Below are 23789 nucleotides of genomic sequence, written 5' to 3'. Positions count from 1 at the left end.
ACGTCTCAACGCACTTTTCACCTATCAAGCAGCTCATTTCGTCATCGAGAAGGCATCTCGAAACACTTATCAAGAATTCAGCAGTCCATTTCGTCATCGAGAAGGCATCTCGAAACACTTATCAAGAATCCAACAGCTCATTTCGTCATCGAGAAGGCATCTCGAAACACTTATCAAGAATCCAACAGCTCATTTCGTCATCGAGAACACCTATCAACGACCGAGCGCACGCTCAGCGGCATTCAACCCTGCAACATAGCCGGTTGAAAAGGCTGCGGTTATGTTGAATCCACCTGTGTAGCCGTGAATATCCAAGATCTCTCCGCAAAAATAGAGCCCGTCCATAAATTTGGAAGCCATTTGATTCGGAACAATTTCTTTTAATGAGACGCCGCCACCAGTGATGAATGCTTTTTCGATGGAAAGTGTTCCGTTCACTTTTATCTGAAAATGCTTGAGTTCCTGCGCTAACTCCATAACTTTTTTCTTCTCCAGATGGTGATAGGTCGTATCCGGATTCAAGCCGATGCGTTCTAAAATAAATAATAAAAATCGTTCAGGCAATAATGGTTTCCAAACGGATTTAACAGCTTTGTTCGGTGATTCTTTTGCCATTTTTGTTAGTCGGTCGACAAGTTGGTTTTCATGTTCATCAGGGAAACTATCAATCTCAACAACCAATTCATCCACCTCGAATTTTTTCAAGGCCTTAACAACGAATTGACTTAATCGTAAAGCTGCTGGTCCAGAGATTCCTTGATGGGTAAACAGAAGATCCCAACGATGTGTTTTTATCGGTTTTCCATTCGGCTTTAAGGCAGTGATGGCAACATCTCTCAAAGAGATTCCTTGTAAAGTTCGATTGCGGATAAACGGTTCCTTAGAAGTCATCGGAACTTCTGTCGGATACAATTCGGTAATTGTGTGTCCGGCTGTTTTGGCCCATGCATAGCCATCGCCTTCACTTCCGGTTTTCGGAACAGACTTTCCACCGACCGCGATGACGACAGATTTCGTTGCTACTTTTTCTTTTCCTGGTAAAATAATCTCGTGGACTTCATTTCCGTAGTGAATCGCTTCAATGCGTGTGTTCAAACGTTTTTCTACATGATGTCGATCCAATTCTCGCAGTAACGTTTGCACGACTGTTTGAGCGGAATCACTGACGGGAAACATGCGTCCCTTATCTTCTTCTTTCAATGCGACACCGAGGTTTTCAAAGAAATCAATGATGGCTTGATTGTCGAAAATTGAAAACGCACTGTATAAAAAACGTCCATTTCCGGGTATATGATCGATAAGCTCTTTATCGGGAAGCACATTCGTCACATTACAACGGCCGCCGCCACTAATCGCCAGCTTTCTTCCGAGTTTGCTTCCTTTTTCAATAATTAGGGTATTTGCGCCATTTTTCGCAGCGGTATGGGCTGCCATCAGTCCTGATGGGCCACCGCCAATGACGACAACATCGTATGTCAAATTGGTTCAAGCCTTTCTTTTTGTAATGTTTTCTTCTATAGTATGATAAAATAAAACTGTTACTAGGAACAACTATTTGTAGGTGAAATTATGTCGAAACCAAATATATTACGAGGCACCATGATGTTAACGAGTGCCAATTTCTTGTCGAAAATTCTGGGAGTCATTTATGTCATCCCTTTTTATATGCTTGTCGGTGATGCCGGCGGGACTTTATTTAATTACGGATACATACCATACATGATTTTTATCAGTATATCGACGATGGGGATTCCCCTTGCGATGTCGAAGTTTGTATCAAAATACCATGCGCTTGGCGATTATACAACAAAAGAAGCGATGTATCGAACAGGTCTCACCATTATGATTGGGACTGGTTTTTTTGCGTTTGCGCTCATGTTTTTAAGTGCGGACTGGCTAGCGGGAATTATTATTCCGAATGAAGGATTTACCAATACGCAGGAAGATGTCGCTTTTGTCATTCAAATGGTCAGTTTTGCTTTGTTGGTGATTCCCGCCATGAGCTTGACCCGTGGGTATTTTCAAGGTCATAACTCGATGGGGCCGACAGCAGTTTCTGTTGTGGTTGAGCAAATTGCACGGATCATTTTCCTTTTGGCTGCCACATATATTGTTATTGAAGTTTTGAATGGCTCGATGACAACAGCCGTCGGAATGGCGACTTTTTCTGCGCTGATCGGTGCGATTGCATCAAGTATTGTTTTAGTGTGGTTTTATCGTAAACGGAAGCCGCTCATTGAAAGAGAGTTAGAGAATGCGCCGATTGAACCGTCTATTTCGAAAAAGAAAATGGTTCTCGAGCTATTATCCTATGCAGGCCCGTTCGTCTTAGTTGGTGTCGCGATTCCGCTTTATCAGTTTATTGATACGCTAACGTTTAACCGTGCGATGGCTGTTGCTGGTTTAGGTGAGGTGTCGGAGCAATTTTTATCTATCATCTCGCTGTACGGGCATAAAATCGTCGTCATACCGATCACGATTGCAACAGGTCTTGCTTTGGCATCTCTGCCTGCAGTTACACAGGCGTTTACGACAAATGATGCCAATTCGTATCATAGTTATTTGCAACAGACGATTTTAAACGTCTTTTTGTTCATTTTTCCGGCAGTTGTGGGCATTATGATCTTAGCAGAACCACTTTACGGAACGTTTTACTCACCTGAAGCGGCTCAGGATTTTGCTGCACCGATTCTTGCCTATTATGCACCGGCAGCTCTGTTCTTCGGTTTGTTTACGGTAACGGCATCGATTTTACAAGGGATTAATCGTCAAAACTTTACCGTCATCAGTTTGTTGACAGGATTAGTGATTAAGGGCAGTGCCAACGCACCGATGATCATTTGGCTCGGACCAGAGGGTGCAGTCTTTGCGACCATTTTGGCGGCGCTTGCAGCAAGTGGCTTGAATCTGTGGAAAATTCAGCGCGTTACCCAATTTGATCAGAAAAAGCTGTTTAAGAAAATTTTGCTCATTGTCATTTTAAGTGCCATCATGGGACTGATTGTATTGCTCGTAAATTATGCGACTGGTTTAGTCTTTGGTCCAGAAGCAACGAAGCTGAAGCATGTCACCCAGCTTCTTGTATCTGTCGTAATCGGAATCTACGCTTATTTCTGGATGGCCTATAAAACAACGTTGCTTGAGCGTTTGCTCGGTGCGAAAGTCAAGCGGTTCTCGAAATTTTTCATTTAGGAGAATGTGTGATGCGTTTGGATAAGTTGCTGGCGAATCAAGGTTTTGGTTCTCGAAAAGATGTGAAAAAGTTAGCCAAAAAAGGACAAGTCTTGTTGGATGGTAAGCCTGTCAAAGATCTTGCGACACATGTCGATCCGTATACAGCTGACTTAGTCGTGGGTGGCAAGACTGTTCACTATCAAAAATATGTTTATATAATGCTGAACAAGCCAGCAGGTGTGATCTCAGCAACCGAAGATGTGAAAGAAAAATGTGTGACCGATTTGATTGGAGATGAGTTTAAACCGTACAATTTGTTTCCGGTCGGTCGGTTAGATAAAAATACAACGGGCTTATTGCTGTTAACGAATGACGGGCAATTAGCCCATCAACTAACATCACCGAATTATCATGCTGAAAAAGTATATGAAGCCGATATTCTCGGTAAAGTGACAGAAGACGACGTGAAGGCATTTGAGCAAGGAGTTACCCTCGATGATGGTTATGTGACCAAACCTGCAAAACTATCGATCATTCGGTCCTTCGACGAACGATCCTATATTGAGGTTTCTGTGATCGAAGGGAAATTTCATCAAATTAAACGAATGTTCCTTGCTGTAGGCAAAAAAGTGCTTCATCTTCATCGTAGGTCAATGAAAGGGTTGGAGCTTGATACGTCGTTAACACCAGGCGCCTACCGGGAGTTATCTGAAGAAGAACTAGATTTACTGAGAAGTTAATTAAAGATGATTTTTGTCAAAGTTTGTAGTAAAATAATCTTACTATTCGAATAAAAAATGAAAGAGAGTGACGAATGTTGCCAGAAGACCCCCATTATTTCATTGGAATACCTGTGTCAGAACATGTTGAAGAACAATTAGGAAAATGGCAGGAGATCCTTTCACCATATGTGAATTACCGTAGATGGCTAAACCCAGAGGATTTTCACTTGACGCTTAAGTTTTTAGGTAGTGTCAGTGACGAGAAATTATGGCAAGTAAAAGAGCGTTTGGCGAAGATATCAATTCCTCATGACCTTACGTTACATATAACCGGAGTGAATTTTTTCGGGAAAGAAGATCAACCACGTGTCATGTATGCGGACATAGCGCCTACCGAGCCGCTGCTTGCCCTGCAGGGAAAAGTTGAACAGGAAATGGTATCGCTTGGATTTGACATAGAACGTCGACCATACCGCCCGCATATTACATTGGCCAAAAAGTGGGAAAAGGATAAAAAATATATTTCTGCAGATCGCCTAACCGAAAAGCTTGAACTGGATCAGCCGATTGATTGTTCAGTGAATCAAATGAATTTATATACCGTTAAACGAGGACATAACAAGAGCTACGAACCGGTGGCTGTTTATCCAAAACTAAACATAGTAAATCAAACATGGGATGAAGAAAATGGGGCAATTAATTAAGCTACAAGATCATATTTCAAGATATGAAACAGATATTTTTCATTACCCTGGCCAATTTATTCGATTGAAAAATGATCGTTACAAACGCTTGAAAGAACAGTGGCAAGAACAATTAAGTGAGCCACCTGTTACCGATGAATTGGAATCGATTGAAAAAAAATCTTTCTTCCGGAAGTTAAGGTCTCAAAAAGTAGAGCCGGAAGAATTAGAGCCAACTGTTGAATTGCCTGAGACGGAATCCGAGTTGAAGCATTGGTTTTTGGATCAGTTAATTGATTTTCAACTGCGGTGGGCGTCAGGGACCATACAGGAAATTTCTTATCCTGACTCGTCACTCCAAGAAGATGAACAGTTGAAATATTTTTTACAAAGATTCCCAGATAGTTATTTACTGATGTATCAACCGTTGTTTCAGATAAAGAAAGCGATCATTGATGGCGGGATTTTGTTCATTACACCTCTTGAAATATTATGTATCTCCTTTTTGGATTCCGTAGATTCTTCTGCCATTTATGAGCCACTGGATGAACGAAGATGGTTGAAGAAAACGGAAAATACCGAGAAAACTATTCTAAACCCGATGCTTCAATTGAATCGCGTTGAAAAGATGGTTAGAAGCTTATTGGATTACCATGACATTCAATTTCCGGTCAAAAAAACATTAATTACAAAGAAAGCTTCCATCCATTCCATTCAAGCCCACCTAAATACAGACTTCATTGATAAGCACATCTATGATCAATGGTTTATGAAACATCGTACAGGGAGAACACCATTGAAATACCAACAATTAAAAGTTGCAGAAGCATTGCTTTCCCACACACAAACGACGTCATTCAAACGGCCAGAGTGGGATGAGCCGGATAATGATTTTATGCAGCACCCGGGAGACTGATCCATGCATATATTTATAATTAATCCGACGGCAGGGAAAGGGCAAGGACAAAAAGTTGTTGAAGAGTTTTTGACAAGCCATCCACAGTTGAAGAAGCGTTGTAAAACCTTTCACACGAAATATACAGGTCATGCTACTTCATTAGCTGAACAAATTGCCGCCATGCATCATGAACGTGTGAAACAATTGATTGTTGTAGGAGGAGATGGCACGTTTTATGAGGTGTTAAACGGGCTAAAGGATTATCCAAAAATCCCATTGGCTTTTGTGCCTGTTGGATCTGGTAATGATCTTGCTAGAGGCTGGAAAACATCGTTAAATCCAAAACGTCATCTCAACATATTGTTTTCCAGAATAAAAGGAAAACCTTATTGGTTTGGTACATATCGAACAGATCTGTTAGCAAAGAACAAATTAAAATTGTTTGCTTCTACGATCGGCTTTGGTTTCGATGCAGAGATTACTGAACGTGTAAATGCATCGCGTTTTAAGCGGCTATTGAATAAATTGCATTTAACTTTCTTAATTTATGTCATTGGTATTTTAGCAACTCTATATACCTTTCAAACAAAGAACTTTGAAGCAAAGATTGATGGCGAAACCTATCAATTTGAAGATGTTTGGCTGATTACGTTGAGTAACCATCCTTATTTCGGTGGAGGCATGAAAATTGCTCCTAACGCTAAAAACAATCAACAACATTTTTCAATTACCGTTGTACATAATATTTCTAAATTAAAACTACTGTTGGTGTTCTTGTCCATTTTCATTGGGAAACATACCAATTTTAAAGAAGTCGAAACATTCACAGGATCACGGATAGAAATTAATTCAGAAAAAGAATTATCTTATCAAGCAGATGGCGTTACTGGGCGGTGTTATCGGTGTTTAATCGAAAAAGAAAACCATTCGAGAGTCGTAAAAAGAAAATAAAGTTTGAATTACCCCTTGAAATGTTTGTCGAAAATGCGTTAATCTATTTAGGTAGATGAAAATAAATCGACAACTTATGACTTAAATTTTAAGTCGGGGGATCATTCGTGTCCCTGGACTTTTTCAATTTTTACTAGATACATAGATTGAAGGACGAAAAGTGGTGAAATGATGGAACAAATTCTCGGTTCTGATTGGATGATTTCTCCGGCGGGAGGAACATCTGGCGAGGCCTTTATTGCCGAAAAAGAGAATAACAAGCTGTTTTTGAAACGAAATTCAAATCCGTTTATCGCAATTTTATCCGCGGAAGGTATTGTGCCGAAGCTTATGTGGACAAAAAGGTTATCAAACGGAGATGTCATTACAGCGCAAAAGTGGATGGAAGGTCGCGAGCTCACTCGTCCGGAAATGCAAAATGAAGAAGTCGTTGGCTTATTGAGTAAAATCCACCATTCAAGTGAAATATTGGATTTGTTTATGCGAATGGGAAAAAAACCGGTAAGTCCATCAGCTTACTTAATTCAACTACTGAATAAGTGCAAAAAACATGACATGTTGGAAAATGAATCAATCTCCCAAGCGACAAGATTTTTATCGCGCTATGCCCAAGAAATCGATCATGAGAAAAAAGTTGTTTGTCACTCAGATATGTTCCATGAAAATTGGCTTAAAGGAGAAGACGACCACCTTTACCTGATTGATTGGGACCAAGCAATCATCGCTGACCCAGCACTCGACTTAAGTATGTTTTTATGGGTTTACGTTCCTAGAAACCAGTGGAGTGAATGGCTACACCATTACGGTTTGGAAGAAACCAATGATTTGTTGGAACGTATGAACTGGTACTTAGTGGCTCAGACGATCTCTTATATTCTTTGGCATATTGAACGGAGAGAATCAGAAAAAGTAGATCAGTGGTTGCAATTTTTACAAGAACAACAATTTATTTATCGGAAATATTAAAAAATGTCTATGAGTCTAGTGAACTCGTGGACATTTTTTTGTTTTAGTTGGCGGTATGTGTCTTATCGATAATGGGCAGTGCTTTTTCAACAGTTAGAATCGCTTTAACAACAGTTAGGGATCGCTTATCAGCAATCAGGAGCGCTCTATCAACAGTTAGGCAGCGCTTATCAGCAGTCAGAAGTGTTTTATCAACAGTTAGCCAGCGCTTATCAGCAGTCATAATTGCTTTATCAACAGTTAGCCAGCGTTTATCAGCAGTTAGAAGCGTTTTATCAACAGTTAGACGTGCTTTATCAGCAGTCAGAATCCCTTTATCGACAGTAGCTAGCGTTTATCGTCAGTTAGCAGCACTGTATCAGCAATTAGCCAGCAATGATCAACTGTCAGGATCCGATTAAACCGATCAAATTATCTTTCTCTTTCGAAAGCATAATGATAAGATAGCAGTTGAGGTGAAAGAGATGAGAGTTCGAAATAAGCCCTGGGCAGAAGATTATATTAAACAACATGATGGCATCGTAGTCCTTGAGCCTTCTCAGAACAAAGGGAAGTGGGAGCAAGAATTTCAACATACAAATCGACCGATTCACTTAGAAATCGGAAGTGGACGTGGTGGATTCATTCAAGGTATGGGGACAAAAAATCCAAATATTAATTTTATCGGTATGGAACTTCAGAAGAATGTCATCGTGTCAGCGATTGATCGCGTGAAAGAAGCAGAGGTTGAAAATGTACGGCTGCTTCATGAAAACGCCGATCAGCTAAGCGATATTTTTGAAGAAAATGAATTAGAAACAATCTATTTAAATTTTTCAGATCCATGGCCAAAAAATCGCCATGAAAAAAGACGACTGACGCATCAATCATTTTTGTCACAGTATCAACAGATTTTAAAGCCGAACGGTAAGATCGTTATGAAAACGGATAATCAGCATCTTTTCGAATACTCGCTTGTCAGTTTTTCGCAGTTTGGCTTATTATTAGAAGAAGTCACCTTGGATTTACATGCAACTGAAGACCCTACAAATGTGATGACAGAATATGAAGAGAAGTTTACGAAAAAAGGAATGCCAATTTATCGCTGTATCATTAGTAATCATAAATAGGGAGTGAATCCAAAAATGGAACAGTTAACCGTAGGAAGAGCAACTTTGACGTGGTTAAACGGAGGTGTGACACATCTCGATGGTGGTGCTATGTTTGGCGTCGTACCAAAGCCACTTTGGTCAAAAATGTACCCAGTGAATGAGAAAAATCAAATTGAATTACGCTCTGATGTGATTCTTCTTGAATTAGATGATCGTAACATTTTGATTGAGAGCGGGTTAGGAAAAGATAAGTTCACAGATAAACAAAAGAGAAATTTCGGCTTACTAGAAGAATCTTCTGTGGAAGAATCCCTAGCTGAAAAAGGGTTGAAACCAGAGGATATTGATACGATTTTAATGACTCACCTTCATTTTGACCATGCTTGTGGGCTGTCCAAGTATGAGGGAGAGAAGCTTGTTTCAGCTTTTCCGAATGCAACGATTTATACAACCGAAACGGAATGGCATGAAATGCGCCATCCGAATATGCGCTCTAAGAATACGTATTGGAAAGAAAACTGGGAGCCTATTCAAGATCAAGTGAAAACGTTTAAGGAAGAAATTGAGATTGTTCCTGGTTTAACGATGCATCACACAGGTGGTCATAGTGACGGGCATGCAGTGATTAAGTTCCGTGATGGCGATGAAGGATTTTATCATATGGCTGATATCATGCCGACCCATGCACACCAAAATCCACTTTGGGTATTGGCGTATGATGATTACCCAGTGACAAGTGTCCATGCGAAAAAGGACTTGCAAGAAGAAGCTATTCCATCAAATTATTGGTTCACATTTTATCATGATGCCTATTACCGGGCGATCAAATTTGACGAGGACCGTAAAATTGTAGAAGAAGTAAAAAGAGAACGGTATGAATATAAATAAGTTTAAACGATTCCCGGCTAGTGAAAAATACTAGCTGGGTTTTTCTTTATGCATATAACGCTGAATCGGTTATAAAAATTGAACAAAATAAAAGCTCACCCTCACACACTAGGTGTAAAGGATGAGCTACTCATTAACTGACTTTCCCTGTTGATAAGATTTCTCCGTTTTTGGCATTCACTTTGAATTGATATTGAGAAGTGACGCCGTCGATGTTTCTAGAGATTCCACCACGGTATACGGTATATGTTTCCCCGTCTTTCTCATAAGGTTCTTTTTGCATCATAATCCATGAACCACTAATCGGTCCATCTTCTTTGTACATTTCTTTGACTCGGTTCAAAGCTACTTCAGGGATTAACCATTGATCTTTGACTTTTTTACCGATGACCGCTCCTGCAATCAAACCGACCGCTGCTGGAGCTACAAGTTTATACCATTTCATGTCATTCACTCCATCCGTCTAGTATAGAATCTACCACTTATTATATATCTTCTTTCACAAAAATTAAACAGTAGGGATAGAAAGTGCAAGAAGAATGGAAACAAATCGTCTTTTCCGTTAAAATAAACAGTGGGTAAAAATATAATGGAGGTGTACATATGGAACAAGAAACAAAGGATTTATTTAAGACGTTGACTGAGCTAGCTGGACCACCAGGATTTGAGCATGATGTCCGACGTTTCATGCGACAAGAACTGGAAAAATATTCAGATGAAGTGATCCAAGATCGTCTCGGCGGCGTTTTTGGTGTTCGTAAAGGAGAAGGACCACGAGTGATGGTCGCTGGCCATATGGATGAAGTTGGTTTCATGGTTACACAAATAACGAAGAACGGAATGCTTCGTTTTCAGCCGTTAGGTGGTTGGTGGAACCAGGTCATGCTTGCACAACGTGTTCAAATCATGACGGATAATGGTCCTATTCCAGGTGTCATTGGATCTATTCCACCGCATAATTTGACACCAGAGCAGCGTAGCAAACCAATGGAAGTAAAGAACATGTTGATCGATATTGGTGCAGATGATGAAGATGATGCTAAGAAAATTGGTGTGAAGCCAGGTCAGGCAATTGTGCCGGTTTGTCCGTTTACGCCGATGGCAAATGAGAAGAAGATCATGGCTAAAGCGTGGGATAATCGTTATGGTTGTGGTTTATCCATCGAGCTGCTGAAGGAGCTTCAAGGAGAAAAGTTGAATCATCAGCTTTATTCTGGTGCAACTGTACAAGAAGAGGTAGGTTTACGTGGTGCGCAAGTTGCGGCCAACATGATTGATCCAGATATTTTCTTTGCATTAGACGCATCTCCTGCCAATGATATGTCTGGAGACGAGAAGGAATTTGGCCAGTTAGGAAAAGGAGCATTGCTACGTATTTTTGACCGGACGATGGTTACCCACCGAGGAATGCGAGAATTCGTCCTGGATACAGCAGAATCAAATGATATTCCGTATCAGTATTTTATTTCACAAGGTGGAACAGATGCTGGACGTGTGCATACGTCAAATGATGGCGTTCCATCTGCGGTAATTGGTATTTGTTCGCGTTATATTCATACAAGCTCTTCGATTGTTCATATTGAAGATTACCAGGCTGCACGAGAGCTCTTAGTGAAATTAATCAAATCTGTCGACCAAACGACTATTGATACGATTCGCCAAAACGGATAGAAATGAGATTGTAGGTTTTAAGGATTCATGAAAAAAGATAAAGTTCATGAGGGAAAGAAATATACGTAAATTTCTAGGGGATATTAACAGCTTGCTTGTTCCGTGTGTTCATCATCAGTAGAAAAAGGGTTCGTTGAGTTCCTAGCATGCAATAGTGTGAGGGGGCTCAACAGCCGCCCCGGAAAGGAAACGCTTCCCGAAGCGGATGAAGAGCAGTAAATGGGTTTATTTGTTATTTAAAATAATACTCAAGAACTTGAATCGCTTGGTCAATTGTTTCCACGGTGACATGAGCCTTATTGGAAAGCTCCTTCAACGGATGAACCAAGTTGTCAGGGCGAATCAGAATTAATGGTTTACCTAGACCAATGGCAATGCCTGCGTCCATCGCTGTGTTCCATTGCTTATAGGAGTCACCGAAAAGTGCAATGACCGCATCAGATTTTTTAAGCATTAATTCCGTACGGAAGTTATTGATCCCAGAAGCGGCATCGTCATGCACAACTTTATTCGGTTGCTCACCAAGAACTTTTGCACCGATGTCATCGGATAAATCGTGCTCTTCTTGTGGACCTGTGAATTCGATTTGTAGATTCTTTTCGATGGCTTTCGTTTTTAATTGTTTGCGCCAATCATCGTGGATTTGGCCGGCTAAATATACAGATAGTGTCATAAGTACTCCTCCAATCCTTTTTATATTCATATTGGATGGTTTACAGCAGGATGTCAACTTACATACTAATTTTTACGGAGGAAGCTAAATTGATCGATAAAAAAATATTATGGATGGTTGTTGTTTTGAGTTTAATGATGGTTGCATGTTCGCCCTCTGAAGAAGAGGCTTATAGCGATGCTAAAAGTCAAGTGAAAGAAGCGGTTCTAGCCGATCAGGTCAAGGAACCAAATAAAGAATTAGAGAATTTCTCTTTATATGTACCAGAAGATTTGAACATAATTGAACAAGGACCTACGAATGTCATTTTTCAAGAAGATGACCAGCCTTATGTCCTGTTCATTAATGAGTTTGAGGAACCGAATAGTCAATATTTATATAATCAGTTACCTGAAGAAGATGAGGTATATATAAGTACGATAGAAACAGCAGATGCTTTTTCTTATATACTCATTCAGAAACGTGAAGAAAATGAATATGAGTTATCCGTTGGGATCGGCGGAATTAAGATGACAACGATGACAGATCTGGATCATTTATCAGGTGAATCAGAACGAATGATTGAAATTATTCGTTCAATTGAAGAGAAGCAATAAGACAAAGTAGCGAAGGGGAAAAATCGTGAAATCTTTTTTGAAAGAGAAAGGCATTGAACCGTCTTTTCAAAATTATGCCATTAAAGCGTTAAGCTATATGGCGTCAGGATTATTTGCTTCATTGATCATAGGGGTAATTTTTAAAACATTGGGTGATGAAGTTCCAAATATACCTGCTTTTTTTAGTACTATAGGAGACTTTGCCATCCAACCAATTGTGTATGGAGGAGCTGTAGGTGTTGCTATTGCACATGGACTACGCGCTCCCTCTTTAGTTTTGTATAGTGCACTTTTTGCTGGAGCGTATGGCGCGATGGAAGGCGGACCTGCCGGTAGTTTTATTGCAGCTTTAGTTGCCATTGAGTTAGGTAAGATCGTTAGTGGCGAAACAAAAATCGATATCGTCGTGACACCTTTTTTTACGATCTTAGTTGGTTATTTAATGGGTTCGTTTGTTGGTCCTTACATATCCTCTGCACTCATTGGATTTGGAGAAATTATTGTCTGGGCAACGGATTTACAGCCATTTTTGATGGGGGCGATTATTGCGGCGTTGATGGGGGTGGCATTGACGGCCCCCATCTCGAGTGTAGCCATCGCCATTATGCTTGATTTAGAAGGATTGGCTGCAGGTGCGGCAACAATCGGCTGCGTTTCACAAATGGTCGGATTCGCGGTTGGTAGTTTTCGAGAAAATGGCTTCGGTGGTTTGATTTCACAAGGATTAGGTACATCGATGCTTCAAATCGGAAACATCGTGAGAAAACCGATCCTTTTACTGCCGCCGACATTAACAGGACTCCTACTAGGTCCAATCGCCACCGTATGGTTACAGCTGGAAAACAATGCGTACGGAGCTGGTATGGGGACAAGCGGACTCGTTGGACCGATTATGACACTTGATACGATGGGGTATCAGATGAATACGTTTGTGATAATGTTGATTTTTTATTTGTTGGTTCCTGCTATTTTAAGTCTTGTGATGTTTGAATGGATGCGTAAAAAAGGATATATCTCACCAGGTGATTTGAAACTGGATATCAATTAGATTAAACAAAACGTTATCGTCTTTTACTAGTATATTATATGATAGGGAAGGAACCGACGAAGGAGGCTAACCAAATGAGTATGACAAGCATCGAAATGAAACGCAAACTTCGGGAGCGATTCTCAGAAGATCATTGGCAGACACATTTCGATCGAGATAAAGATACATTTCGGATCGAATGGAAGGATACAGAACAAGGTGTGACGATTTCTCTTCCAGGATTAATCTCAAAATGGGAAAACCGTAAAGAAAAAGCGTTGGATGAAATAGAAGCGCATATTCGTGAAGCATTGCGGATTATGAGTGAAAAGCAGCAATTAGAAGGAAAAGAGAGCCAAATTTTTCCCGTCATTCGTTCAGGTTCTTTCCCGACAGAGTCAAAAGCTGGAGAGAAGCTAATCTATACGGATCACACGGCTGAGACGAGAATTTATTATGCCCTTGATTTAGGGAAGTCTTATAAATTAATCGATGAAAATATGCTTGAGCGAGAAAATTGGGAAGAACAACGTGTGAAAGAGATTGCTTCATTTAACGTGCGAAAGTTATCGACCGAAATGAAGCAAGACGATGTTGCCGGAAACACGTTTTATTTCTTATCCTCTAAAGATGGATATGACGCAAGCCGTATTTTAAATGAAGCGTTATTGGAAGAAATGCGTGCGAATACAAGCGGTGAGCTGGCTATTGGCGTCCCTCACCAAGATGTTTTACTTTTTGCTGACATTCACAATGAGATGGGATACGATATTTTAGCTCAAATGATGATGCAATTCTTTGCTGAGGGCCAAATCCCAATTACGTCTTTACCTTTCTTATACGAAGATAAGAAGTTAGAGCCTATTTTTATTTTAGCGCAAAAGAAACCAAAACGAGATAAGGAGTAGAACAACATGCAAATTATTTATAATCAACAGGGAATTGGAGACGTCCTAATCGTTACATTAGATCAAAAAAATACAGAAATCACGTCTGTTTCATCAGGTGACGTCACGGAAATTAAAGAAAAAGACTCAGGCGAAGTCGTTGGTTACAATATTTTTCAGGCATCAACGCATATCGACATTCCAGAAACTCATCCGATTTTACCAACAGACGATTTGATTGAAAAAATCGGACAAGTTATTGAAGCGGAAGGTTTTACCCATAACTTAAATGAAGTTGATCGCACGCCGAAATTTATTGTTGGTAAAGTTGAGGAAATGAGTGATCACCCGGATGCATCGAAACTAAATGTGTGCCAAGTAAATGTTGGAGATCAACAACAACAAATCGTTTGTGGCGCACCGAATGTTGATGCAGGACAGAAGGTAGTTGTCGCTTTACCAGGAGCCATTATGCCAAATGGGATGAAAATCGTACCTTCACAGCTGCGTGGTGTAGATTCTCATGGCATGATTTGTTCTGCAAAAGAATTAAATTTACCAAACGCCAGCCAAGAGAAAGGTATTCTTGTCTTGGACGATGAGCGAACTGTCGGAGAGGCGTTTTTCCAATAAAGTATAAGGGAACGATTTTTATAGAAACGGAAGTCATACACGAATATCTCCATTAAGCTTTAGTAACGAAGTTGAAGTGCACGCTATTTATCGTTATGATGATTGTATTCATGGACTCAATCAAGGAAAGAAGGAGTATACGGATGAAGGAATTCGGTTTGAAGCAACAAGGGAAAATTGCGCGCTTAACCAATGAAACATTTAAATTCGATGAACGAATCGGAGAAGGTTGGTTTTCTGCTGTTTACTTCTTAAAAACGACAGAAATCGCTGAAAAGTATATGAACGGTAGCGAAGTAGTCATGCAATACTTCCAAAAGAAACATGCTGTTCTTTGTGGGACGGATGAAGCCATTGCTTTAATCCATAACTTTGCTAAAAATCCGCAAGATTTAGAAATCCACGCCTTGCAAGATGGCGATAAAATTGAACCATATGAGAGTGTATTGACAATCAAAGGTAGATACCAAGATTTTGGGTATCTCGAAGGGTTGATCGATGGGGTGCTCGGCCGGAGAACATCTGTTGCAACAAACGTATATGAGGTTGTCAGTGCTGCGAAATCTAGTGGCAAGAAAAAGGACGTCATCTTTATGGGAGATCGTGATGACCATTTCACACAGCAACCTGGTGATGGATATGCTGCGTATATCGGTGGATCTACAGCCCAAGCAACACACGCGATGAACGAGTGGTGGGGCAAAGAAGGTATGGGAACAATGCCTCACGCATTGATTCAAATGTTTTCTGGTGATTTGGTTCGTGCGTGTGAAGCTTATCGCGAAACTTACCCTGATGACGATCTCGTCGCCTTAGTAGATTATAATAATGACGTCATTACGGATGCCTTAAAAGTTGCACGTCATTTCGGTGATGAGTTGGCGGGTGTCCGGCTGGATACTTCAAGCAACATGGTCGATAAATATTTCTTTAGAAATCAGCACTTAATGGGTCCATTCGATCCAAGAGGCGTAAATAAAGAACTTATTTTTGCTTTACGGAATGCGTTGGATGATGAAGGATACCATCATGTGAAAATCATGGCGAGTGGTGGATTCAATAAAGAAAAAATTAAACGATTTGAAGAAGCAGAAGTTCCAGTTGATATGTATGGAGTCGGTAATAACTTATTGAAAGTTAATATTGGATTTACAGGTGATAATGTCATGTTAGATGGCAAACATGAAGCAAAACAAGGACGAAAATACCATCCGAATGCACGATTGAAAAAAGTGAATTATCCGGTTAATGGATAAATAAAATGCTGACCCTATTGCTTGATGGGGTCAGCATATTTTCATCTATTCTCAGCTAGGAGAAGCTTAACTGAGATTTTTTAGTGATTTGGTGAATAAGTGTACTTACGATTAAAACCGATATAGTTTCTGAGGAGATAATCGTGGAAAAAGTATTCACCGACGGCTAGAACAACGGCTGAGATAATTGCTCCGCCAGCTAGCGTCCCGATACCCATACTACTGATAGTCATGCTGAAAAGCCAAATGACGAGAAACGCTAAACCGATATCACTAAGGGTAGCAACCGTATTATTTGTTTTTGGCAAAATGAATAGATCTCCAACTAAATAGGAAATAATCCCGAGTACAACCGTAGTGAGTAAAACATTACCTAATGACATGCCAAACATGAGTCCAAGAATCAATAAAAGGATCACGAATGTCATGACGCCTTTAATTGCCAGTGCTTTTCCGTGTTCCATATCAATCCTCCTCTACATAAACGTTTTTAGGAGTAAATTGTTCCTGGTTCTTTCTGTCTATATTATATTTTTTCCCGCCAAGAATTAGATTAAACGTTATGACTGTAAGGATATTTTAGTGGATAATGTTTTAATTTCTGCTATAATGAAAAAAGCAAAAAGAGAGTTAGTAGCATATAATGACAACAGAAGTTTAACGGAGGTTCGATTAAATGTCGGTATACCATTTTATAGGGATTAAAGGTACAGGTATGAGTGCCCTCGCACAAATCCTCCATGACTCGGGTAAACAAGTGCAAGGTTCAGATATTGATCAAGAAATTTTTACACAAAAAGCTTTGGAAAAAAGGGACATTACGATCCTTCCTTTTTCAGAAGATAATATTGAAAAAAATCAAATCATTATTGCAGGTAATGCATTTGGCGATGATCATGAAGAAATTGCGAAAGCAAAAGAGTTAAAGTTGCCGTTCTATCGTTACCATGATTTTTTAGGAGAATGGCTTACAAACTATACAAGTATCGGTGTCACAGGTGTTCATGGCAAAACGTCGACAACCGGTTTACTTGCGCATACACTTGGCAAAAATATTCCTACATCCTATTTGATCGGTGATGGAACGGGATATGGTGATGAAGACAGTCAATATTTTGTTTTTGAAGCATGTGAATACCGGCGCCATTTCTTGGCATATGAGCCGGATTATTTAATTATGACCAATATTGATTTTGACCATCCAGATTATTTTAAAGATATTGAAGATGTTTTCGATGCTTTTCAATCGATGGCGTTGAATGTGAAGCAAGGAATCATCGCCTGTGGTGATGACGATTATCTAAAACAAATTTACGCAAATGTGCCTGTCGTATATTACGGACTATCAGAAGAAAACGACTTTCAAGCGAAGAATGTTCAAGAGACGGATGAAGGCACCTCGTTTGAAGTCTATGTAAGAAATACTTATTATGAAACCTTTATTGTGCCACAGTATGGTACACACGCTGTATTGAATGCACTCAGTGTCATTGCGCTTTGTCACTATGAGAATTTCAATGCTGAAGAAATTAAGAGCATGAAGGAATTTGGCGGTGTCAAAAGAAGATTTACAGAGACACAGTGGAATTTCAACCAAATTCTAATTGATGATTATGCACACCATCCGACAGAAATTAAAGCAACCATTGACTCGGCTCGAAAAAAATACCGGGATAAAGAGGTCGTCGCTGTATTTCAACCACACACATTCACGCGAACAAAGCAATTTTTAGAAGAGTTTGCAGAATCTTTATCACTGGCTGATCATGTCTATCTCTGTGATATTTTTGGTTCGGCACGTGAATCGGATGGAGCGCTTCGAATAGAAGATCTCCAAGAGCGGATTGAAAACTCGACAATTGTTTCAGAAGAAGACATTGAAAAATTGAAACAACATCCAAACAGTGTACTTCTGTTTATGGGTGCAGGTGATATTCAGAAATATGAAGAGAAGTATAAAAAACTAACTTAAAAAAAGCTGTTGTCCACTGACTGAGTCAGAAGGCAACAGCTTTTTTATCTATTCGGATGAATATGTTTATTTAAGGTTTTCTGGATTTAATACCTCTAACTCTGGAATGACAAAGCGACCATTTTTTCTGACGAGCTCACCGTCAAAATACATTTCTCCGCCACCATAGTCTTCACGCTGAATATTGACCATATCCCAGTGGATGGCTGAGTCGTTTCCGTTATATGCATCATCGTAAGCTTGTCCCGGGGTGAAGTGGAAACTTCCATCGATTTTTTCATCAAATAAAATATCTGCCATTGGATGTTGGATAAATGGATTGATCCCGATCGCAAATTCGCCGATATAACGGGCACCTTCATCGGTGTTAAAAATCTCATTAATTCGCTCGGAATCATTGGCAGTCGCTTCAATAATTTTCCCGTCTTTAAATGTCAAAGAAACATTTTGGAATGTAAATCCTTGATACGGTGAAGGTGTATTATAAGTCAATGTACCATTCACTGAATCTTTGATGGGTGCTGTGTATACTTCACCATCAGGAAGGTTCATCTCCCCGGCACATTTTATTTTAGGTATGTCTTTAATGGAAAACGTCAAGTCCGTTCCAGGTCCAGTGATGTGCACCTCGTCCGTGTTGTTCATTTTTTCAACTAACGCATCCATCGCTTTGCTCATCTTGCTATAATCAAGCGTGCAGACATTGAAATAGAAGTCTTCGAATGCTTCTGTGCTCATTTCGGCAAGTTGTGCCATCGATTCATTTGGATAGCGAAGGACACACCATTTTGTTTTTGGAACGCGAATGTTTCGGTGTACATTTCCGACCGTTTCACCGTATAATTTATTTTTTTCTGAGGGAACATCTGAGAGTTCATTAATATTATCTCCGGAACGGATGGCAATATAGGCGTCCATCTCTTCCATTACCGTCGACTCATATTTTTCCCATGCTTCAAGTTGTTCTTTCGTTGCACCGCGCAACAACGAGCGGTGTACTTTTGGGTCTTTTAAATTAACAAAGGGTTGTCCACCTGCTTTGTACGCCTCATCAACAATCGCCGAAACGAGTGCTTGTTGGATCCCGGTATTTTCGATTAATAATTTTTCACCTGGTTGAAGTTTGACTGAATAGTTGATGAGTAATTCTGCCATTTGTCTGATTCGTGGGTCTTTCATGTGTTTTCCTCCTAGTTATGTTTGAATATGAAATAGTTATAGTTTAGCATAATAAGTGAAAACTTTGTAAATCTTGCGTTTGATTCGCTATACTAATGGGTATAGTTAGTATAGAATAAAAATGGAAGGTGTGTTTGTAGTGAACTTACTACATATTGCAGCATTAATTGCAGCAGTAGCATTTTTAGTATTAGTCATTTTCTTAGCGAAAACACTCATGTCCGTATCGAAAACGCTGGACAATGTATCGACAACGCTTGAAGGTGTCGAGAAACAAATGCAAGGAATTAGTGAAGAGACAACATTGTTATTACAGAAAACGAATTATTTAGCAGATGATATTTCAGAAAAAACAGCGAAGACTACTGTTTTGTTCGATGGCATTAAAGGAATCGGACATACAGTGAATGAGTTCAATCATTCTTTGCAACAGCTATCTAAAGAAGTTCAACAACAAGCTGGTGAACAGGCACCTCAAGCTTCACAGGCAATGAAATGGGGAGAAGCTGCCATTCACCTTTGGAAAAGTTACAAAGGGAAAAAATAAGTAGAAAAAAACGAGGAGGAATTATTTATGTCAAACGAAAATCAAAACAACAACGGTGGAATGAACGGTAAAGATTTTGTTATTGGAACATTAATTGGAGGAATCATCGGTGCGTCCGTTGCCCTTCTATACGCTCCTAAAGCCGGTAAAGATTTAAGACAAGATATCAACACTGGAGCTGATCAAGTTCGTGAACGTGCTTCTGAATGGAAGAACACGGCTTATGATAAAGGGAATGAACTGTACGAGCGCGCTCAAGAATCCAGTAAAAACTTAGGTGAAAAAATTAAGCAGAAAAAAGATGATATTCAAGAACGCGTTGAATATTTACGTAGCGAAAACAAAGAGCAAGGCCAAGAAATTGCTGAGGATGTCGCTGAAGCGATCGAAGAAGCTGCAGATGAAATGGAACGCCAAGAAGCGGATATGAATTTCAAAAACTCACAAAACTAAATGGATGATCAACCACTCCTTTATTGGGGTGGTTTTTTAATCCCACCTTTTTAGTAGGTAGTGTTAAACACCAAGCATAAATGAAGAGTTCCGTTCTTCCGTTTGGTAAAATGAGTGAGTAGTATAGTTCATAAGGAGGAATACGAAAGATGTCTTACAAAGTTTTAACATCTGAAGCAGAATTAAATGAAGCATTGTCAAATGACTCATTTTTACTGTTTAAACACAGCTTGACATGCCCAATCAGTGCAGAAGCAAAAGAGGAATTCGAGAAATTTCTCGACGATAGTTCGCTTCCTGCATATATGATTCATATCCAGGACAACCGAGATTTATCCAATCAGGTTGCCGATCAATTTGAAATTAAACATGAGTCGCCACAGTTTTTCTATGTAAAAGACGGTGCAGTCAACTATCATAACTCTCATTGGCACATTAAATATGATACGTTGAAAGAGGTTGTAAAATAAATCAATCATAAAATAAACCTGCCTACCACATCCTATTGATCGAAGTAGAGCAGGTTTATTTTAATGTTTTTGATTTTTTTCTTTAATTTTCTTCAGATCATTTAACCGTTCAGGATCGGCTTTAAAATACTCGACTAAATCCCCAATCCGGACGATCGTATCCCATTTCAGGTGATGCTCAATTCCTTCAACTTCTTCATAAATGGAGTCTTCATCCGCGCCGATAATATGTAAAAAGTCTTCTAACAGTTTATGACGGTATAATAGTTTTTCACCAAACTCTCTTCCTTTTTCCGTCAGAATCAGGCCTCTATATTTTTCATAGACGACATAACTACTTTCATCCAGTTTTTTCACCATTTTGGTGACGGAAGAAGGGAGTACGTCTAAGTGTTCAGCGATATCTGAAACTCTGGCATAGCCTTTTTGTTCTTTCAGTAGATAAATTGTTTCGATATAATCTTCCATGCTAGGTGTCGCCATGAAACAACCTCCATAATCGTTCTTATACCTATTTTAGCAGATTTCGTAGCTTTTCAAAAGAAACTTGAGTTTTCGGATCAATATATGACTCTTCATGTCCGCATTGAGTATTTAAATTTCTGTTTCGAAAGACTTTGTTAAAGTCCGTTTCGGGTTTTAAAATAATGCCGATATCTAAAATGAATAATTTTACATTTAGTCGAATTTCTCCTGTGTTCTGTGCTGTAAGACTAGTCTATTGCACCAAATTTCGATATAATTGTATACTTAACTTAAATTAATGTGTCATAAAACGACTATACAATAAATAACATTTGGAGGCAGCTATCCATGCAGGAACCGAATTTGGAAGAATTAAGAGAACAACTCGATGAAGTGAATATAGAAGTTTTAAAATGGATCAACAAGCGTGGCGAGCTCGTCAAGAAAATTGGTGAAATCAAAAAAGCACAAGGAATTAAAGTATTTGATCCGGTACGTGAGAGGGAGATGCTCAATCATATCGTCGATCACCATGAAGGTCCATTTGAAAGTTCCACTATTGAGCATTTATTTAAAGAGATTTTTAAAGCCGCTAAGGAATTACAAGAAGATGATTACCGAAAAACACTTCTTGTTTCGAGAGAGCAAAAGCCTCAAGATACGATTGTCTCTGTTGAGGACGTAGAAATTGGAGGTGGAAATCTTCAATACATCATAGGTCCTTGTTCTGTTGAATCAGAAGAACAGGTCGATCAAGTCGCGCAAGCTTTAAAAGAAAGAGATATTCCCATTTTACGTGGTGGAGCCTTTAAACCACGCACCTCACCATATGATTTCCAAGGCCTCGGATTTGATGGATTAAAAATCTTGAAGAAAGTCGGCGATCGATATGGATTGAAGGTCGTCAGCGAAATTGTCAACCCAAATCATATCGAGGAAGCAGCCGACTATTTGGATGTCATTCAAATCGGTGCCCGTAATATGCAAAACTTCGAATTGTTGAAAGAAGCAGGACGGTCAGACAAGCCCATTTTTCTAAAAAGAGGGTTGGCTGCGACGATCAATGAATTTATGAACGCTGCAGAGTATATTATTTCTCAAGGAAATGACCAAATCGTTTTATGTGAACGAGGGATTCGAACATATGAAACAGCTACAAGGAACACATTAGATATTACAGCCGTACCTATCTTAAAGAAAGAGACGCATTTACCGGTTTTCGTTGATGTCACCCATTCGACAGGCAGAAGAGACTTATTATTGCCTGCCGCCAAAGCTGCTATTGCGATCGGGGCGGATGGCGTGATGGCTGAGGTCCATCCAGATCCAGCAACTGCTTTATCAGACGCACAGCAACAAATGGACTTAGATACTTTTCATCAATTCATGAATGAGTTACAGAAGTAAAATTTTGTTCGAATGTGTATATCTATGCAACATACATTTGATGAGAAACAGCCTGTAACCCTCAAGAAACTTTCACAAGTTATCTATTGAATCGATTGATGGAGTACAGTATTCTTACAGTAAAATGAAACGTTATGAAATGAGGTTTTTAAGATGAGCGTAACCATTTATGATGTAGCAAAAAAAGCAAACGTATCGATGGCGACCGTTTCGCGGGTCATCAATGGAAATACAAATGTAAAGCCAATTACACGGCAAAAAGTACTGCATGCTATAGAAGAGTTAGGGTTCCGCCCAAACGCAGTGGCACGTGGGTTGGCCAGCAGAAAAACAACTTCAGTCGGTGTCATCATTCCAGATGTGGCCAATCTCTTCATTGCTGACTTAGCACGTGGTATTGAGGATATCGCAACCATGTATAAGTACCATATTATCTTGAGTAGTTCTGATCAACAAAAAACGAAAGAGATCGATTTATTCTACAATATGTTGGAAAAACAAGTGGATGGCATTATTTTTATGGGGACAACCATAACCGATGAGCATATCGAAGCGTTCAAGAAGGCAAATATTCCAGTTATCTTGGCAGCTACGATCGCCGAATCTGAAGAGCTTGCATCTGTAAATATCGATTATTACCAGGCAATTCAGGATGCAGTTCAGTTCATCGAAGAAAAAGGGGAAGGCGATATTGGATTTGTTACAAGCCCATTAAATAATCGATCAAACGAAATTAGAAAACAATCCTTTGTCGATGCGATGAAAAATTCCGGTAAAAATGAAGCCGATTTAGAGAAACTTATTTTTAATAGTGATGATAGCTATGACTCAGGTATTGAAGCAAGCAATTATTTCCTCGGGTTGGAGAAGCGGCCAGAGACAATCCTTGTTTCTTCAGATGAGATGGCCCTTGGTGTCATTCATGGATTACAAGATAACGGATTGAAGGTTCCGGAAGATGTTGCTGTGGTAGGATTTGATAATACAAGGCTTGCTACGATGGTACGTCCGACATTAACGACCGTGATGCAACCGATGTATGATATCGGTGCTGTATCGATGCGTTTACTAACGAAGTTGCTTCAAGGCGAAGAAGTAGACGAAAAGCAAGTCACTTTACCTCACCGAATCATCGAAAGAGACTCAACAAAATAAAATTGATGCCGATAATAGTAAATAG

General features: G+C 39.6%; 28 protein-coding genes. 22 read left to right on the top strand and 6 right to left on the bottom strand.

All coding sequences use genetic code 11. The features are described 5' to 3' along the window. Positions 1-259: hypothetical protein (locus FPQ10_RS13180; protein ID WP_222103051.1), on the top strand; the 259-nt coding region annotated here is incomplete at its 5' end. On the opposite strand, the gene FPQ10_RS04685 is transcribed toward FPQ10_RS13180, so the two are convergent. Further along, a complete protein-coding gene (locus tag FPQ10_RS04685) occupies positions 214-1479 on the bottom strand; it encodes a BaiN/RdsA family NAD(P)/FAD-dependent oxidoreductase (protein ID WP_144161010.1) in 1266 nt (421 codons plus the stop codon). The genes FPQ10_RS13180 and FPQ10_RS04685 overlap by 46 nt on opposite strands. Positions 1480-1569: 90 nt before the next feature. Between FPQ10_RS04685 and FPQ10_RS04680 the strand changes: the two genes are divergently transcribed. The 9 genes from FPQ10_RS04680 (at position 1570) to FPQ10_RS04640 (ending at position 9373) form a co-directional block, all read left to right on the top strand. Beyond that, positions 1570-3192 (top strand): putative polysaccharide biosynthesis protein, encoded by a 1623-nt coding sequence (locus FPQ10_RS04680; protein ID WP_144161007.1) that lies wholly within the window; start codon positions 1570-1572, stop codon positions 3190-3192. A gap of 11 nt (positions 3193-3203) precedes the next feature. Then, a complete protein-coding gene (locus FPQ10_RS04675) occupies positions 3204-3914 on the top strand; it encodes a pseudouridine synthase (RefSeq protein ID WP_186278535.1) in 711 nt (236 codons plus the stop codon). A gap of 74 nt (positions 3915-3988) precedes the next feature. Then, the gene (gene thpR, locus FPQ10_RS04670; RefSeq protein WP_144161001.1) at positions 3989-4600 is read left to right on the top strand and encodes an RNA 2',3'-cyclic phosphodiesterase; all 612 of its coding nucleotides are present in this window, start codon (positions 3989-3991) and stop codon (positions 4598-4600) included. Next, positions 4584-5495 (top strand): NERD domain-containing protein, encoded by a 912-nt coding sequence (locus tag FPQ10_RS04665; RefSeq protein ID WP_144160998.1) that lies wholly within the window; start codon positions 4584-4586, stop codon positions 5493-5495. Before thpR ends, FPQ10_RS04665 begins: the two co-directional genes overlap by 17 nt. A gap of 3 nt (positions 5496-5498) precedes the next feature. After that, on the top strand, positions 5499-6428 hold the full coding sequence (locus tag FPQ10_RS04660) for a diacylglycerol/lipid kinase family protein (RefSeq protein ID WP_144160996.1): 930 nt from the start codon (positions 5499-5501) through the stop codon (positions 6426-6428). 171 nt (positions 6429-6599) lie between these two features. Then, positions 6600-7394, top strand: coding sequence for a phosphotransferase family protein (locus FPQ10_RS04655; RefSeq protein ID WP_144160993.1), 795 nt, complete (start codon positions 6600-6602; stop codon positions 7392-7394). Positions 7395-7465: 71 nt separating this feature from the next. Beyond that, the gene (locus FPQ10_RS04650; RefSeq protein ID WP_144160990.1) at positions 7466-7795 is read left to right on the top strand and encodes a hypothetical protein; all 330 of its coding nucleotides are present in this window, start codon (positions 7466-7468) and stop codon (positions 7793-7795) included. Positions 7796-7858: 63 nt separating this feature from the next. Further along, positions 7859-8503, top strand: coding sequence for a tRNA (guanosine(46)-N7)-methyltransferase TrmB (gene trmB, locus FPQ10_RS04645; RefSeq protein WP_144160987.1), 645 nt, complete (start codon positions 7859-7861; stop codon positions 8501-8503). Positions 8504-8518: 15 nt separating this feature from the next. After that, a complete protein-coding gene (locus FPQ10_RS04640; protein ID WP_144160985.1) occupies positions 8519-9373 on the top strand; it encodes a YtnP family quorum-quenching lactonase in 855 nt (284 codons plus the stop codon). Between the two features lie 133 nt (positions 9374-9506). On the opposite strand, the gene FPQ10_RS04635 is transcribed toward FPQ10_RS04640, so the two are convergent. Then, the gene (locus tag FPQ10_RS04635) at positions 9507-9818 is read right to left on the bottom strand and encodes a PepSY domain-containing protein (protein ID WP_144160982.1); all 312 of its coding nucleotides are present in this window, start codon (positions 9816-9818) and stop codon (positions 9507-9509) included. A 158-nt stretch (positions 9819-9976) separates the two neighbouring features. Here FPQ10_RS04635 and FPQ10_RS04630 point away from each other — a divergent pair, with 158 nt between their 5' ends. Further along, positions 9977-11044, top strand: a complete 1068-nt coding sequence (locus FPQ10_RS04630; protein WP_144160979.1) for a M42 family metallopeptidase — start codon at positions 9977-9979, stop codon at positions 11042-11044. A gap of 232 nt (positions 11045-11276) precedes the next feature. Here FPQ10_RS04630 and FPQ10_RS04625 read toward each other — a convergent pair whose 3' ends face one another. Then, positions 11277-11717: a YtoQ family protein gene (locus FPQ10_RS04625; protein ID WP_144160976.1), complete on the bottom strand. Its 441-nt coding sequence runs from the start codon at positions 11715-11717 to the stop codon at positions 11277-11279. Positions 11718-11806: 89 nt separating this feature from the next. Here FPQ10_RS04625 and FPQ10_RS04620 point away from each other — a divergent pair, with 89 nt between their 5' ends. The 5 genes from FPQ10_RS04620 to FPQ10_RS04600 all read left to right on the top strand — a co-directional run bounded on the left by FPQ10_RS04620 (position 11807) and on the right by FPQ10_RS04600 (position 16116). Further along, positions 11807-12313 carry a hypothetical protein gene (locus tag FPQ10_RS04620; protein WP_144160973.1) on the top strand — a complete coding sequence of 169 codons (507 nt, stop codon included), beginning with the start codon at positions 11807-11809 and terminating at the stop codon, positions 12311-12313. A 25-nt stretch (positions 12314-12338) separates the two neighbouring features. Then, positions 12339-13361, top strand: coding sequence for a PTS sugar transporter subunit IIC (locus tag FPQ10_RS04615; RefSeq protein WP_144160970.1), 1023 nt, complete (start codon positions 12339-12341; stop codon positions 13359-13361). A gap of 74 nt (positions 13362-13435) precedes the next feature. Beyond that, the gene (locus FPQ10_RS04610) at positions 13436-14248 is read left to right on the top strand and encodes a DUF1444 domain-containing protein (protein ID WP_144160967.1); all 813 of its coding nucleotides are present in this window, start codon (positions 13436-13438) and stop codon (positions 14246-14248) included. Positions 14249-14254: 6 nt separating this feature from the next. After that, positions 14255-14860 carry a YtpR family tRNA-binding protein gene (gene ytpR, locus FPQ10_RS04605; RefSeq protein WP_144160964.1) on the top strand — a complete coding sequence of 202 codons (606 nt, stop codon included), beginning with the start codon at positions 14255-14257 and terminating at the stop codon, positions 14858-14860. Between the two features lie 143 nt (positions 14861-15003). After that, on the top strand, positions 15004-16116 hold the full coding sequence (locus FPQ10_RS04600; protein WP_144160961.1) for a nicotinate phosphoribosyltransferase: 1113 nt from the start codon (positions 15004-15006) through the stop codon (positions 16114-16116). Between the two features lie 80 nt (positions 16117-16196). Here FPQ10_RS04600 and FPQ10_RS04595 read toward each other — a convergent pair whose 3' ends face one another. After that, a complete protein-coding gene (locus FPQ10_RS04595; protein WP_144160958.1) occupies positions 16197-16580 on the bottom strand; it encodes a YndM family protein in 384 nt (127 codons plus the stop codon). Between the two features lie 212 nt (positions 16581-16792). On the opposite strand from FPQ10_RS04595, the gene murC reads away from it, so the two are divergent. Beyond that, entirely contained in the window at positions 16793-18088 is a 1296-nt protein-coding gene (gene murC, locus FPQ10_RS04590; RefSeq protein WP_144160955.1) for a UDP-N-acetylmuramate--L-alanine ligase, read from the top strand. Positions 18089-18154: 66 nt separating this feature from the next. Here murC and FPQ10_RS04585 read toward each other — a convergent pair whose 3' ends face one another. After that, positions 18155-19267: an aminopeptidase gene (locus FPQ10_RS04585; protein ID WP_144160952.1), complete on the bottom strand. Its 1113-nt coding sequence runs from the start codon at positions 19265-19267 to the stop codon at positions 18155-18157. A gap of 139 nt (positions 19268-19406) precedes the next feature. On the opposite strand from FPQ10_RS04585, the gene FPQ10_RS04580 reads away from it, so the two are divergent. From FPQ10_RS04580 to ytxJ, 3 genes are all read left to right on the top strand, one after another. Next, positions 19407-19814, top strand: a complete 408-nt coding sequence (locus FPQ10_RS04580) for a DUF948 domain-containing protein (RefSeq protein ID WP_255439694.1) — start codon at positions 19407-19409, stop codon at positions 19812-19814. A gap of 27 nt (positions 19815-19841) precedes the next feature. Continuing rightward, a complete protein-coding gene (locus FPQ10_RS04575; protein ID WP_144160946.1) occupies positions 19842-20267 on the top strand; it encodes a YtxH domain-containing protein in 426 nt (141 codons plus the stop codon). Between the two features lie 149 nt (positions 20268-20416). Next, positions 20417-20737 (top strand): bacillithiol system redox-active protein YtxJ, encoded by a 321-nt coding sequence (gene ytxJ, locus FPQ10_RS04570; RefSeq protein WP_144160943.1) that lies wholly within the window; start codon positions 20417-20419, stop codon positions 20735-20737. A gap of 60 nt (positions 20738-20797) precedes the next feature. Here the strand turns inward: ytxJ and mntR are convergent, their stop codons facing one another. Continuing rightward, positions 20798-21220, bottom strand: a complete 423-nt coding sequence (mntR, locus tag FPQ10_RS04565; RefSeq protein WP_144160940.1) for a transcriptional regulator MntR — start codon at positions 21218-21220, stop codon at positions 20798-20800. A gap of 330 nt (positions 21221-21550) precedes the next feature. On the opposite strand from mntR, the gene FPQ10_RS04560 reads away from it, so the two are divergent. Both FPQ10_RS04560 and ccpA read left to right on the top strand, forming a co-directional pair. Continuing rightward, positions 21551-22609: a bifunctional 3-deoxy-7-phosphoheptulonate synthase/chorismate mutase gene (locus FPQ10_RS04560; protein WP_144160938.1), complete on the top strand. Its 1059-nt coding sequence runs from the start codon at positions 21551-21553 to the stop codon at positions 22607-22609. Between the two features lie 153 nt (positions 22610-22762). After that, positions 22763-23764 (top strand): catabolite control protein A, encoded by a 1002-nt coding sequence (gene ccpA / locus FPQ10_RS04555; protein ID WP_144160935.1) that lies wholly within the window; start codon positions 22763-22765, stop codon positions 23762-23764. Positions 23765-23789 lie beyond the last annotated feature (25 nt).

The organism is Allobacillus sp. SKP2-8 (assembly GCF_007559355.1).
Classification (GTDB): Bacteria; Bacillota; Bacilli; order Bacillales; family Alkalibacillaceae; genus Allobacillus; species Allobacillus halotolerans.
Note: the sequence above shows the minus strand (reverse complement) of the source record. Positions and strands in the feature narration are given on the sequence as shown.

Excerpts from the sequence above, each read along its gene's own strand:
- FPQ10_RS04680 (WP_144161007.1), top strand. The coding sequence starts at position 1,570 with ATGTCGAAACCAAATATATTACGAGGCACCATGATGTTAACGAGTGCC.
- FPQ10_RS04675 (WP_186278535.1), top strand. The coding sequence starts at position 3,204 with ATGCGTTTGGATAAGTTGCTGGCGAATCAAGGTTTTGGTTCTCGAAAA.
- thpR (WP_144161001.1), top strand. The coding sequence starts at position 3,989 with ATGTTGCCAGAAGACCCCCATTATTTCATTGGAATACCTGTGTCAGAA.
- FPQ10_RS04665 (WP_144160998.1), top strand. The coding sequence starts at position 4,584 with ATGGGGCAATTAATTAAGCTACAAGATCATATTTCAAGATATGAAACA.
- FPQ10_RS04660 (WP_144160996.1), top strand. The coding sequence starts at position 5,499 with ATGCATATATTTATAATTAATCCGACGGCAGGGAAAGGGCAAGGACAA.
- FPQ10_RS04655 (WP_144160993.1), top strand. The coding sequence starts at position 6,600 with ATGGAACAAATTCTCGGTTCTGATTGGATGATTTCTCCGGCGGGAGGA.
- FPQ10_RS04650 (WP_144160990.1), top strand. The coding sequence starts at position 7,466 with ATGGGCAGTGCTTTTTCAACAGTTAGAATCGCTTTAACAACAGTTAGG.
- trmB (WP_144160987.1), top strand. The coding sequence starts at position 7,859 with ATGAGAGTTCGAAATAAGCCCTGGGCAGAAGATTATATTAAACAACAT.
- FPQ10_RS04640 (WP_144160985.1), top strand. The coding sequence starts at position 8,519 with ATGGAACAGTTAACCGTAGGAAGAGCAACTTTGACGTGGTTAAACGGA.
- FPQ10_RS04635 (WP_144160982.1), bottom strand. The coding sequence starts at position 9,818 with ATGAAATGGTATAAACTTGTAGCTCCAGCAGCGGTCGGTTTGATTGCA.
- FPQ10_RS04630 (WP_144160979.1), top strand. The coding sequence starts at position 9,977 with ATGGAACAAGAAACAAAGGATTTATTTAAGACGTTGACTGAGCTAGCT.
- FPQ10_RS04625 (WP_144160976.1), bottom strand. The coding sequence starts at position 11,717 with ATGACACTATCTGTATATTTAGCCGGCCAAATCCACGATGATTGGCGC.
- FPQ10_RS04610 (WP_144160967.1), top strand. The coding sequence starts at position 13,436 with ATGAGTATGACAAGCATCGAAATGAAACGCAAACTTCGGGAGCGATTC.
- ytpR (WP_144160964.1), top strand. The coding sequence starts at position 14,255 with ATGCAAATTATTTATAATCAACAGGGAATTGGAGACGTCCTAATCGTT.
- FPQ10_RS04600 (WP_144160961.1), top strand. The coding sequence starts at position 15,004 with ATGAAGGAATTCGGTTTGAAGCAACAAGGGAAAATTGCGCGCTTAACC.
- FPQ10_RS04595 (WP_144160958.1), bottom strand. The coding sequence starts at position 16,580 with ATGGAACACGGAAAAGCACTGGCAATTAAAGGCGTCATGACATTCGTG.
- murC (WP_144160955.1), top strand. The coding sequence starts at position 16,793 with ATGTCGGTATACCATTTTATAGGGATTAAAGGTACAGGTATGAGTGCC.
- FPQ10_RS04585 (WP_144160952.1), bottom strand. The coding sequence starts at position 19,267 with ATGAAAGACCCACGAATCAGACAAATGGCAGAATTACTCATCAACTAT.
- FPQ10_RS04575 (WP_144160946.1), top strand. The coding sequence starts at position 19,842 with ATGTCAAACGAAAATCAAAACAACAACGGTGGAATGAACGGTAAAGAT.
- ytxJ (WP_144160943.1), top strand. The coding sequence starts at position 20,417 with ATGTCTTACAAAGTTTTAACATCTGAAGCAGAATTAAATGAAGCATTG.
- mntR (WP_144160940.1), bottom strand. The coding sequence starts at position 21,220 with ATGGCGACACCTAGCATGGAAGATTATATCGAAACAATTTATCTACTG.
- FPQ10_RS04560 (WP_144160938.1), top strand. The coding sequence starts at position 21,551 with ATGCAGGAACCGAATTTGGAAGAATTAAGAGAACAACTCGATGAAGTG.
- ccpA (WP_144160935.1), top strand. The coding sequence starts at position 22,763 with ATGAGCGTAACCATTTATGATGTAGCAAAAAAAGCAAACGTATCGATG.